Annotated in this window: 11 protein-coding genes; 3 read left to right on the forward strand and 8 right to left on the reverse strand. The window is 30.4% G+C overall.

What is annotated here, in order from left to right:
* Positions 1-47 precede the first annotated feature (47 nt).
* Positions 48-494 (forward strand): acyl-CoA thioesterase, encoded by a 447-nt coding sequence (locus tag DIS07_RS01945; protein WP_109403531.1) that lies wholly within the window; start codon positions 48-50, stop codon positions 492-494.
* Between the two features lie 48 nt (positions 495-542).
* On the opposite strand, the gene DIS07_RS01950 is transcribed toward DIS07_RS01945, so the two are convergent.
* Positions 543-2,171, reverse strand: a complete 1,629-nt coding sequence (locus DIS07_RS01950; protein WP_109403532.1) for a sodium/sugar symporter — start codon at positions 2,169-2,171, stop codon at positions 543-545.
* 164 nt (positions 2,172-2,335) lie between these two features.
* Between DIS07_RS01950 and DIS07_RS01955 the strand changes: the two genes are divergently transcribed.
* Positions 2,336-3,328, forward strand: a complete 993-nt coding sequence (locus tag DIS07_RS01955; protein WP_109403533.1) for a GntR family transcriptional regulator — start codon at positions 2,336-2,338, stop codon at positions 3,326-3,328.
* Position 3,329: 1 nt separating this feature from the next.
* On the forward strand, positions 3,330-4,220 hold the full coding sequence (locus DIS07_RS01960) for an aldose 1-epimerase (protein ID WP_109403534.1): 891 nt from the start codon (positions 3,330-3,332) through the stop codon (positions 4,218-4,220).
* A gap of 88 nt (positions 4,221-4,308) precedes the next feature.
* Here DIS07_RS01960 and xylE read toward each other — a convergent pair whose 3' ends face one another.
* From xylE to DIS07_RS01990, 7 genes are all read right to left on the reverse strand, one after another.
* On the reverse strand, positions 4,309-5,733 hold the full coding sequence (gene xylE / locus DIS07_RS01965; RefSeq protein ID WP_109403535.1) for a D-xylose transporter XylE: 1,425 nt from the start codon (positions 5,731-5,733) through the stop codon (positions 4,309-4,311).
* A gap of 106 nt (positions 5,734-5,839) precedes the next feature.
* A complete protein-coding gene (gene xylA, locus DIS07_RS01970; protein ID WP_394340959.1) occupies positions 5,840-7,156 on the reverse strand; it encodes a xylose isomerase in 1,317 nt (438 codons plus the stop codon).
* A 35-nt stretch (positions 7,157-7,191) separates the two neighbouring features.
* Complete coding sequence (locus DIS07_RS01975; RefSeq protein ID WP_109403537.1) at positions 7,192-8,679, reverse strand: xylulokinase; 1,488 nt, start codon at positions 8,677-8,679, stop codon at positions 7,192-7,194.
* On the reverse strand, positions 8,679-9,680 hold the full coding sequence (locus DIS07_RS01980; RefSeq protein WP_109403538.1) for a GntR family transcriptional regulator: 1,002 nt from the start codon (positions 9,678-9,680) through the stop codon (positions 8,679-8,681). Before DIS07_RS01980 ends, DIS07_RS01975 begins: the two co-directional genes overlap by 1 nt.
* Positions 9,681-9,755: 75 nt before the next feature.
* A complete protein-coding gene (locus DIS07_RS01985; RefSeq protein WP_109403539.1) occupies positions 9,756-11,321 on the reverse strand; it encodes a ThuA domain-containing protein in 1,566 nt (521 codons plus the stop codon).
* A gap of 345 nt (positions 11,322-11,666) precedes the next feature.
* Positions 11,667-11,834 carry a hypothetical protein gene (locus DIS07_RS15025; RefSeq protein ID WP_181374504.1) on the reverse strand — a complete coding sequence of 56 codons (168 nt, stop codon included), beginning with the start codon at positions 11,832-11,834 and terminating at the stop codon, positions 11,667-11,669.
* A 3-nt stretch (positions 11,835-11,837) separates the two neighbouring features.
* Positions 11,838-13,232: a purine-cytosine permease family protein gene (locus tag DIS07_RS01990; protein ID WP_109403540.1), complete on the reverse strand. Its 1,395-nt coding sequence runs from the start codon at positions 13,230-13,232 to the stop codon at positions 11,838-11,840.
* Between the last annotated feature and the right edge of the window lie 124 nt (positions 13,233-13,356).

The following is a 13,356-nucleotide window of genomic DNA, read 5'->3' on the forward strand; positions in this document are numbered from 1 at the left end:
CTGATAGTTTTCTATAGAAAACTATCAGGTTTTTAAATGAAATATAAATGAATTTTAGAGTATCTTTTAATACAAAATGGTCAGATTTTGACCCTAATCGACATATGCGTCACACCGCATATAACGATTATGCAGCAGAAGTAAGAGTTCGTTATTTTAGAGACCAAAACTTTTCTATAGAAAAATTCACAGCTCACAATATCGGTCCAATTTTATTTACTGAAGAAACTTCGTTTAGAAAAGAGATTCATCTAGGAGAAACAATTACAGTTGATTTTAAATTATCTGGCTTATCTGCAAATAACGAACGTTGGAAAATTACACATTGTGTTTTTAATGAGAATGGAAAATTATCTGCAACTGTAAAAGTATATGGAGCTTGGTTAGATTTAACCTCTAGAAAACTGGCAATACCTCCAAAAGAAGCACAGCACCTTTTTGAGATTGCAGAAAAAAGTGATGATTTTGAAGAAATTATATTTAGTAAAAAATAGCCCAATTAAGTTGAGCTATTTTTTTTATGAGAATCATTTATTTATTTATTACCAAAACAAAGAATACAACACAGCCAATAAAATACACACTACAATAGATCCTATATTAAAAAGCGGAGTGGTTTTGAATAAATTTTTTGTAATTTCTATTCCTTTTGCATCATCTGCTCCTTTATTTTGAATATTACTCAAAACTATAATGATGATTAATGTAAGTAGAGTTGTTATTCCCATTTGATGCATCCAAGGCTCAAAAACTGAAATCGGAATAAACTTTAATGCAAACGCAATTGGTATCGATAACACTGCTCCCCAAATTGCAGCATTGTTTGTAGTTTTTTTCCAAAATAATCCTAATAAGAAAACTGCTAATATACCCGGACTTACAATACCGGTATATTCTTGAATAAATTGAAATGCTTGATCAATTCCGCCTAATAATGGAGCTACAATAACAGCTATTATTAAAGAAATTGCTGCAGATAATCTACCAACATTTACAGTTTTTTTATCACTTGCATTCTTATTGATATACTGTTTATAAATATCCATAGTAAAAATAGTTGATGTCGAATTTAGCATAGAAGCTAAAGAGGATACTACTGCCGCTGCCAATGCAGCAAAAGCCACACCCTTTAGTCCTGTTGGTAGAAACTGTAATAACCAAGGATAAGCTTTATCGGCTTGTTCTGCAGATGGTGTATTTAACATTCCTATTTCTCCTAAATTCGCCATAATTGTTGGGTCATTAACCATCACATAAGCTGCAATACCTGGTACAACTACAATTAATGGAATTAATAATTTTAAAAATGCGGCTAACAAGATACCTTTTTGAGATTCTTTTAACGATTTCGCAGCTAAAGTTCTTTGAATGATATATTGATTGAATCCCCAGTAATACAAATTAGCCACCCATAAACCACCAACTAACACCCAAATACCAGGTAAATTCACGTAATTACTGTTGGTCTCTTCTAGAATCATATGAAATTTTTCTGGAGCTGCTTCCCAAACTTTAGAAAACCCAGCTATCATTCCTTCTCCACCAGACACAGTATTTAACGCCAAATAAGTGGTTATCAATCCTCCTAAAATAAGAAACACTACCTGAATAACATCTGTCCAAGCTACAGCAGATAACCCTCCATAAAGCGAATAAGCTGCGGCAAAAAGTGCTAAACCAATAATGGCATATATCATATCTATACCCATTATGGTTTCTATAGCCAAACCTCCTAAATATAATACAGATGCTAGGTTTACAAAAATGTACAAGGCTAACCAAAAAACTGCTAAAATAGTTTTTAAGTTTGTAGAAAAACGTTTTTCTACAAATTCAGGAATTGTATATAGCCCTTTTTCAATAAAAATAGGCAAAAAATACTTACCTACAATGATTAAAGTTAAAGCAGCCATCCACTCATAAGATGCAATTGCGATTCCTAAAGCAAAGCCAGAACCAGACATCCCAATGAATTGTTCTGCAGAAATATTTGCTGCTATTAATGATGTACCAATTGCCCACCAAGGTAAAGATTTACTTGCTAAAAAGTAATCTTCTGCATTTTTTTGGTGTCCTTTTTTGTCTCGAGAAACCCATAAACCTACTCCCAAAATTAAAATAGCATAAGCTATAAAGACTACATAGTCCCAAAAATCAAAACCTGCTGACATAATTATTTATTGTTGTTTAGTTAATTGTTATGTTTCAAATATATGTATATAAATTTAAGTATCACAGCTGATATTATAGATATATGTACTTCTAAACAGAATATATTCAACTGGTAGGGTCTAGTTGTTTTTTTTATTGAATTTTATATACCTTTGTTAGAGATATGATTGAAGTTAGGGAAAAAATCGGAGTACCAAAATACAAGCAAATTATTGCTAGTGTAGAGCATTATATTTCTAATGGTATATTAAAGAAAGGAGATAAACTACCTTCTATAAACACTATAAAAAATAGCAATAACTTATCTCGAGATACAGTTTTAATGGCCTTTAATGAATTGAAAAACAGAGGTATCATTCAATCTGTCGTTGGTAAAGGATATTATGTCGCTAGTGACAACATTAAAATCGAACAAAAAGTTTTTTTGCTTTTTGATGAATTAAATTCGTTTAAAGAAGATCTTTACAGTTCTTTTTTACATCATTTAGGCGATAATATACAAGTAGATATTTTCTTTCATCATTTTAATAAAAATATCTTTCAAAAATTAATTAATGACAATATTGGTGATTATAATTACTACGTAATTATGCCAGCCAACTTTACAAACACAAACGAAATAATTCAATTTTTACCTAAAGACAAAGTATATATATTAGATCAAATACATGATGATTTAGAAAATTATAATTCTGTATATCAAAACTTTGAAAACACAATATTAGAAAATTTAAATAAAATTTCTAATTCTATTAAAAAGTATGATAAAATAATATTAGTATTCCAAGAAAAAAAGCAACCTTTAGGTTTATTAAAAGGGTTTAAATCTTTTTGTAAGAACAAATCAATTCAGCACGAAATTATTTCTGAAATAAATGATGAAAATATTGAGAAAGGTATTCTATATATCATTCTTGATGATAAAAGTTTATTAAAGGTTATCAAAAAAATGAAAACTCAAAATCTAATTTTATCTAAAGATATAGGAGTAATTTCATATAATGACACCTTACTTAAAGAAATTGTAGAAGGAGGAATTACTACAATTTCTACTGATTTTAATCAAATGGGAAAAAAGTTGGCTGAAATGATTTTAAACAAAGAAAGTGCTAAAATTGAAAATCCAAATAAATTAATTATTAGAAACTCTATATAAAGTGTACAAAATTAACAATAATAAGAAAAAAAACACCTTAGAAATATCGAATTCAGATAAAACTGTATTCGGAAAAATCTGCTTAAACCAAGGAGCTAGTTTACAAGAATTAATCTTAAAAGGAACTGAAATCATTCAAGATTTAAGTCCTTTACCATATAAAACTACTTATGCTTCTTCCATTTTATTTCCATTTGCAAACAGAATTAAAGATGGGAAATATTCTTTTGATGGAAATGATTATCTATTAGAGACCAATCAACAAGAAGAACAAAATGCCCTACACGGTTTTATTTTTGATAAAGAATTTGAGGTTTTATCAACTGAAATGAAAGATGATTATGCAGCAATAATATTGAGTTACGCAGAAACCAATAAAAATACAGGTTTCCCCTTTACTTATAAAGTTCAAGCTACTTACATTTTTACTCAAAGTTCAGTTAGCTTATCTCTAAATATTAAAAATACAGATAATAAAACCTTTCCATTTACCTTAGGTTGGCATCCATATTTTATTAGTGAAGACTTATCAAAAAGTACTTTAAAGTTTGATTGCAAACAAAAACTAATTATTGGCGATAGAAATATTACAACTGGAGTAACAGATATAAACGATACAGTTATTTTTAATATAGAAAATAAAGAATTAGATGATTGTTGGACTTTAAATTCTGATAAGATTATTTTTGTAACTCCATCCTACAATTTAAGTTTTTCTTCTGATGAAGAAGATAATTTTATGCAAGCTTATACACCTCCTAGAAAAAATACAATTGCCATTGAACCTACAACTGGGGTTTCTGATAGTTTTAACAATAAAATAGGCTTAAAACAATTACACCCTAAACAAGACTATAAAATTACTTGGAATATTGAGATTGATATTAATTAAAAATAATACTTTCTAATAAATAAAAAGCTTCTCAAATGAGAAGCTTTTTATTTATTATTTGATTAGTTTATTATTTAAACTAAAATAATTATTTCTTTTTCCAAAGACCTTCCATTTCTTCAAGTGTTTTACCTTTAGTTTCTGGTACAAACTTCATAATAAATAACATTGCCAAAATACTCATAATACCATATACCCAGTAAGCGAAACCATGATTAAATTGCTCAGTTAAATAAGAATTATCGTTCATCATCGGGAAAGTTAGTGATACTAAATAATTAGAAATCCATTGAGCCGCAACAGCAATAGCTAAAGCTCTACCTCTAATTTTATTTGGGAATATTTCTGAAAGCAATACCCAAGTAACTGGCCCCCAACTCATGGCAAAACTTGCTACATAAAGCATCATACAGAATAATGCTAAATAACCTGTTGCTCCAGAAAAGAATACAAAACCAAGAGATAGCATTGCCACAGCCATACCTAAAGCTCCAATAATCATTAATGGCTTTCTACCGTATTTATCTACAGTTTTAATAGCTATAATGGTAAATAAGAAATTAACTACCCCCACTATAATTGTCATTAAGAGTGCTGTATCTGTACCCGAAGATATTGTTTTAAAAATTTCTGGTGCATAATACAATACAACATTAATACCAACAAATTGTTGAAAAATTGATAATAAAACTCCAATGATAATAACCAACCATCCAAAAGATAAAAGGTTTCCAGATATTTTTTCATCCATAGAATCTTTTATCTCTTCTAGAATAACTGTTCCTCTTTCTTCTCCATTAACTTTTATTAAAACACTTAACGCTTCTTCTGGTTTGTTTCGTAAAACCAAAGAACGTGGTGTATCTGGTACTAAAAATAATAATCCTAAAAATAAACCAGCAGGAATTACTTCTGATGCAAACATCCATCTCCAACCCACTTCATTTAACCATTCATCAGAACCACCAGCTTTTGAAATGAAGTAGTTTACAAAATAAACCACCATAAATCCACCAACAATTGCTAATTGATTAAAAGAAACCAATTTACCTCTACTGTCTGCAGGTGCAATTTCAGCAATATAAAGTGGCGATAACATTGATGCTAAACCAACACCAATACCTCCAAGAATTCTATAAAAAATAAAAACTGTTGAAAAAGTGTGATCTAATTCTCCAATAGGGGCTAATAACATCTCTGGCATTGCTGAACCTAAAGCAGATATTAAAAATAATATCGCTGCTAAAATTAATCCGTTTTTTCGACCTAATTTTTTACTAATTAATCCACCAAAAATTCCACCAATAACACAACCAATTAATGCACTAGAAACCAAAAAACCTTTAAAGGCACTAGCTGCAGTTTCCGATAATCCTTTGGGGGTTACAAAAAAACTATCTAAAGAACCTACTGTTCCTGAAATTACTCCTGTGTCATACCCAAAAAGTAACCCACCTAATGTGGCTACTAGTGTTAACTTTAATAGGTATCCTGAATTTGCTGCTTTTCCCATATTGTGTTATTTAGTTAATTATTATTTGGTTAATTAAAAACTTACTAGATAGTAAGTAAATATAATAAAGACCATTTAGATTAAATAATCTAAATGGTCTTTATTTTTATATGTATTGGTTGATAATGTTTTCGAACAATTCTTGTTTACCACTCTGTAAGCTTAATTCTCCGTTTTCTTGTGCAATCTTATACAAGTCTGTTAATTCTAGTTTACCAGCTTCAAAATCTTTACCTTTTCCTGCATCAAAAGAACTGTATCTTTTTTCTCTTAAAGCATTGTAAGATGAAGAAGTCATAATTTTATCTGCTGTAATTAATGCTCTTGCAAAAGTATCTGCACCACCTATGTGTGCTAAAAATACATCTTCCATATCTGTTGAGTTTCTTCTAATTTTTGCGTCAAAATTAACTCCACCTCCTTGTAAACCACCAGCTTCTATGAAAACTAACATTGCTTCTGTAGTTTCTTGAATGTTGTTTGGAAATTGATCTGTATCCCAACCATTTTGGTAATCTCCTCTATTTGCATCTATACTACCTAACATTCCTGCTTTAGCAGCAACTGCTAATTCGTGTTGCATTGTGTGTTGTGCTAAAGTTGCATGATTTACTTCGATATTCATTTTGAAGTCTTTATCCAAACCATATTCTTTTAAAAATCCTATTGCTGTAGCTGAATCAAAATCGTATTGATGTTTCATTGGCTCCATTGGTTTTGGCTCTATAAAGAACGTTCCTTTAAAACCTTGTGCTCTTGCATAATCTCTAGCCATTGTTAAGAACTGACCCATATGATCTAACTCACGACCCATATCTGTATTTAGTAAAGACATATAACCTTCTCTACCTCCCCAAAATACGTAGTTTTCTCCTCCTAATTTAATAGTAGCATCTAAAGCCAATTTTACTTGACCTCCTGCTCTTGCAACTACATCAAAATCTGGATTGGTAGAAGCTCCATTCATATAACGTGGATTTGAAAAACAGTTGGCTGTTCCCCATAATAATTTTACACCACTTTCGGCTTGTTTTCCTTTGATGTAATCTGTAATGGTATTTAATCTTGATTCAGATTCTGCAAAGGTTGCACCTTCTTGAATTAGATCGTAATCGTGAAAACAGAAATAATCAAACCCCATTTTATTGATGAATTCAAAAGCGGCATCTGCTTTGTCTTTTGCTGCTTCAACTGGGTCTGCTGCTTGATCCCAAGGAAAGTTTTGTGTTCCTGGACCAAATGGATCTGAACCTTGACCGCAGAATGTATGCCAATATGCAATTGAAAATTTAAACCAATCTTTCATTTTTTTACCTGCAACCACTTGCTCTGGGTTGTAGTATTTAAATGCCAATGGATTGTCTGACTCTTTTCCTTCGAATTGTATTTTTTCGATTCCTTTAAAAAATTCTTTATTTGCCATTTTTATAATGTTTAATTGTGTATTTATATTATCGTTTATTTATTTAAAATTAATTCTAGTTCTTTTTTCCAATTATTGTAAGCTTCTAAATAAGGTTTTTTGTCTTTAAATGGCATAAATGTCATTACATGATCGTTATCCATGATGGTTTTACTGAAAGATTCAAAATCACCTTTATGCAAATTTGCTGCTCTTGCTGCACCGATTGCCCCTGTGGTGTTATAAATTTCTATTTCTTGCTCAATTAAAGTAGCTACTGTATTTGCAAATATTTCTGAACGAAATAAATTATCGTTTCCTGCTCTGATTACACTTGGTTTAATTCCGTCTGATTTTAAAATCTCCATTCCGTACACAAAAGAGAACGCAATACCTTCTAATGCGGCTCTACACATATGACCTTTATGATGATTGTTAAGGTTAAGGTTTACGATTCGAGTGCCAATTTCTTTGTTGTTTAACATACGTTCTGCTCCATTACCAAAAGGAATTAAGCAAACACCATCAGAACCTATAGCAATATCTGAGGCTAGATTATTCATTTCTTCATAAGAAGAAACTGCCAAGTTATTTAGCAACCAACGATATTGGATTCCTGCTCCATTAATACAAAGCAATTTACCAATTCTTGCTGCTGCTCCTTTTGTATAATTTACGTGTGCAAAATTGTTAACTCTTGAACTTTCTTTGGCAGACAAACTTTCTGTAACTGCATAAACCACTCCGGATGTACCACCAGTTGCAGCAACTTCTCCAGGATTAAATACGTTTAAAGACAATGCATTATTTGGCTGATCTCCTGCTCTGTAAAAAATTGGAGTTCCTACTTCTAGTCCGCTTTCTGCTGCTCCTTTTTCATCTACTGAAGATTGCTTACCAAATGTATCCACAATATCTGGTACCAAATTTTTATCTATTCCATAATGTTCTAGTAGAAAATCAGCTATAGTATCGTTTTTAAAATCCCAAAAAATCCCTTCTGAAAGTCCTGAAATAGTCGTATTAATGGTGTTTGAAAACTTATAAGCCACAAAATCTCCAGGTAACATAAACTTGTATATCTGCTTATAAATATCTGGCTCGTTTTCTTTGACCCATTTTAATTTTGATGCTGTAAAGTTAGCTGGAGAATTTAATAATTGTGACGAACATTTATCTTCGCCAATTTCTGAAAAAGCCTGGTTTCCTATAGCTACTGCTCTACTATCGCACCAAATAATACTTCTCCTTAGTGGGTTTCCATCTTTATCAATCAAAACCAAACCATGCATTTGATAAGAAATACCAATACCTTTTATTTGAGTTTTGTTAACATTATACTGTTTTTTCAAGCTTTTTATTGCATTGCAAATATGCAACCACCAATCTAAAGGTTCTTGTTCTGCCCACCCATTTTTTTGTGCGAACATTCCCATTTCTTCTTTTGGCTCTTGAATTACACCTATGCTTTTGCCAGAATCTACTTCTACTAAAGCTGCTTTTATGGAAGAACTTCCAATGTCTAATCCTAAATAATAATTCATTATAATGATTCTCTTAATATTAATTTGGTTGGCACATAATGTTGCATTATACCATCTTGATTTACAAATTCTGCTGCTTTTGCACCTAATGCAGCAAAATCTGTTGAAATAACAGAAATACCTTTGTAAATAAATTTTTTCATTGGTGTTTCATTATAAGATAGAAAACCAACATTTACGCCTGGTTCTAATTTTTTGGCTCTACATTGTTCTAAAAACACGCCCAACATTCTGTCACTTGTGCTTAAATAGGCAACATTTTTTTCTAAGGAAAATGTAGATGGGTTAGTTTCAATTTTATATTCTAGATTAAATTCTTTGCAATATTTTTTAAAAAAAGTTAATGTCTCTTTTGGGTGATATGTATATGTTGGGTACAAAAAAACTAACTTTTCATATTTATGAAATGCATCTAAAGCCCCCTTTAAAGCATTGTAAAAGGCATTTCCAAAATCTTGAAAAATATAATTATTATCATTTTTTGAATTTACACTCCAATCTATTAATAAAAGTTTGTTGTTATCGATATCTGACAAAGTGGTTGCTATTTCTTTATTATCGAAAGGCATTACAATGTACTTATAATACTTACCTCTACTATTATTTAAAATCGTTTTAAAATTATCTATATTATAATGATGAAACTGTAAATCTACAATGGTATTATGAGAAATATTATTGATAAAAGAATGATAAACTACTTCTTTATACGCTTTAAATGTATCCAATAAAAGTAACACTTTTTTGGTTTGATTTGCAATATAATACCCTTTATTCGGTACAGATTCTATAATACCATTATCTTTTAAAATAGTATAGGCTTTAAAAACTGTATCTCTAGAAAGTTTAGTAGAACTACAGATTTTATTTACAGAAGGTAAAGCATCTCCTTTTTGTAGAAGGTTTTCTGAAATTGCATTATTTACTGCATTTACTACCTGTTGATATTTAGGAATATCACTGTTATGATTAATAGTAAAAGTAAATAATTCTTTAATCATTCTGTTCTGTTCTGTATGGTTATACAAATATAGATACAAGTCTTATTGCATCTATACTGCACTATCCTGAAATAATTATAATTGTTTTCTAAATTTTCTTGGTAACTTTTTTATGGATTTTATCTTAATGTTTTTGTAAAATACTTCTGCTGCTTCAGATTGAATTTGAATTCTACCTCTTGTTAATGGTACTATTTTACCATCAGCATTTTTATGTTTTGAATTATACAAAGACATCACAACTTTACCATTTACAACATGATAACTTGTCCCTTTAAAACAAATTAATTCTAAAGTATTCCATTCTCCGTGTGGTTTTTCATTATTAAAACCTTTGTTTGCATGACTTGGTAATTTTCTGTCTACACTGGAAAACTGTTGTAAAACACCATTTTTTGCAAAATTAAATTCTTTTTCTTCTGCTTTTTTTTCTGATGGAATTTCTATGGAGGTACCACTCAACCCATAGTAATCGCCTAAATCTCCTTCTTGTACTTGAAATTCTTGCGATGACATCCAAACATTCCAAAATGTAGTATAACTTCCATAACAATGATATAAAATACCGCTATCTCGTTTTCTTTTTAACCTTGGCTCCCAAACTTTTTCTCCCCATTTAAACTGCAATTTTAAATGGTAATTTTCATACTCTTTTTTGCTAGTTAAAGCACCATATATTTCTCCGGTGACATAAAGTATCTTCTCGCCATTTTCTTCCTTAAAAGTAAATACCTTTTTAGGATCGTTATTTAAACCCAGAGGTATTCCTTTTTTACCATCACTTTTAGGATCTACATTCTCTAATTTTTTAACAGTTGCGTGTGGTACACCGATAAAAACATCCCAATTTTTAGAGTAATCGCTTTCAAAAAGGTTAGTCCATTTTTTAGTTGTTGGTTTCTTTACTTGTTTTATACTTGCAGCCCAAAGAATTCCACCTTTTATCATTTTTTTAAATCGAGAATCAGAATATGATTCATTGGTATGACCTAATCCGGTGTAAAAAATTCTACCTCCATCATAATGATGATACCAGGTAATTGGATGATTCTTAGTGTTCATCTTTTTACCTGTATATGAAGATTCATCTACAGACGCTAAAACGTTAACATGTTTTGCAACAGGTTTTATAAAATTATACCATTCATCTTTAAAGATTTCTTCTTTTTTAAGATGAATTATAGCTGGGTGTGCGTCAATATGATTGATGTGTAGCTTTGCATTTTGTACTTTTGGATGGTTTTTAAAAGTAGCTCCAACCATATCTGTAAACCAAGGCCATTCCTCTTCAGTATTTGAAGCTGAATGAATTCCCACAAAACCGTTTCCATTTCTAATATATTCTTGAAATGCTTTCTTCTGATTTTTATCAAAAATATTACCTGTTGTATTCAAAAAAACGACAACATTATATTTTAATAAGTTATCTTGAGAAAAATCTTTAGCATCTTCTGAGAATTCTATTTCCCAATTGGTATCATTTTTTAAGGTTTTAAAAAAACTAATCCCTGAAGGTATAGATTTATGTCTAAAACCTGTAGTTTTAGAGAACACCAAAACTGTTGGTTTTTTTTGTTGAGAAAAATTATCTAGAAAAGAGAGTAAACTAAAAATTACTATTAGTAGTTTCTTTATTTTCATAATCAATATTTTTTAATGTTTAAACTACAAAAAATAACTTCTAATCTGTTTTTTAATCTTTCTTTTCTTTCCATTAGATATCTCAAAAGGAAGCGTTATTATTAAAAACACAATTGTAAAAAATTCTTTTATTTTTTGTAGTAAAAACACTTTTAATTCTATTTTTTTAAAATTTACTAAAGAGATAACTACCAATCTTGATGTACTACAAATGATAAAAAAGTATTAGATAGTTTAGATTCTTCTTCTAGAAACTAAAACAACTATTTATATTATATACCCGAAAGACTTACTTAATCATCAACTATGTTTATTCGTTACAAAATTGATAATATTCTTTAATTATTATTCTTCCTTCATCCAAAAAGGTGTGGCAATAAACCATAATAACGTTCCAATTAACATAAATATTTTCATACTCGAAACTCCAATTGTACCCAAGAATGAAAGTATACTTACTAACAGAATCAAAACACTTATAGATAAAATACTAATTATTTTTAAGATTTTCATAATTTAAGATTTTTGAAGTTTCATAATAAGTACATACAATACACTCGAAGCTATCCAACAAGGTATTACTGCATAAGCAGGAAATATGCCTTTCGCAAAGATAAAATATAACCCTAATGACACAGGGATGACCCAAGCCAATAAAACAGCTATGTTGAAACCAGAGCCTTTTACATCAGCATAGTCTTGAGTAAAATTCATTTTTTTTGCCAAATAATGATTCACAAAAATCACACCTCCCATAGGTCCTAAGATGGTTCCATAAAGACCTACAAAATCTAGCAATTTACTTGATAATGTTGGAAAAATACCAGCTACTGTTGCTACAACACCAGCTAAAATTACACCTGAATAGGTTTTTGCCTTACTAGAAAACAAACTTTGAAATGCCAAACCTGCTCTATAAATAGTAGGATTAGCTGTTGTCCAACCAGCTATAATAACACAGATGATTCCTGTCCATCCTACAACACTCCATGCTAAAGCTCCTGGATTAGCTGAAATATCTCCTGTCAATTTAATTTGAGCAGCTAACATTAACGAAGCACAAATCCAAGCCATATAATGTCCTAAAAACATTCCTATAGAAGGGCCCCATCCAGCACGACTATCTTTAGCAAAACGCATGATACTTAAATCAGACATTCCAAAATGCATTGCCGCATTACATAACCAAGCAAAAATCACAATTTTCCAAAAACCAAAATCTACCGTACCATTAACAGATTGTACTACACTAATTCCTTTATCCCATTCAGTAATTAAGCTTTTCCATGAATTAACATCCATCTGAGATAAAGCAGAAATACCACAAGCAGCAAAAACAAGGATCATCCAAGGTGCTGCAATATTGGCAAATTTAGAAACTGTATTGTAACCTGCTGCAGCTACAATAGTCATTACTATACCAACAATGATAACAATTGTCGAAAAAGCAGTACTACTTAAACCAAAGATACTTTCAGGAACCGAGAAACTTATATCAAACGGAATACCAACAGCACTAGCAGAAACTGTAATCATAGCACCAGCTAAAAAGCAAAAAAGTACTCCATTAACTACATTGTATATTTTTACCAAATGCTTTCCAGCAATTTTTTCTAATTGATAATATAAAGTTAGTTTGTTAGATACAGCAATTGGTGCTACAATGTATCTCCAAGTAAGAATAGCTAAAACATTACCTATAAATAATCCAAAAATTAAATCTTTCAAACTAGCTCCTGCTGCTAAGAATAATGGACCAATCATAAATTCGGTTCCTGCTGCATGTTCTCCTGCATACATCCCTAAAAATGATTTCCACCCTTTAAGTCTGGAATTTGGTACCGGAGTTCTCTCAAATTCTCCTCCAGAATTATCTTCAAGAGCTAATCCTTCTACTTGATTTTCTGCCATAATTATTTATATTGTTTATTGGTTAGTGATAGTTTACACATATATAGTGTATAAATCTACATCTTTTTTGACAAGATTCGTATTTACGAAAATATGTCATCAATAAAGATTCTGTATCCTGCAC

Origin of the sequence: Polaribacter aquimarinus (assembly GCF_003129485.1) — a bacterium.
Classification (GTDB): domain Bacteria; phylum Bacteroidota; class Bacteroidia; order Flavobacteriales; family Flavobacteriaceae; genus Polaribacter; species Polaribacter aquimarinus.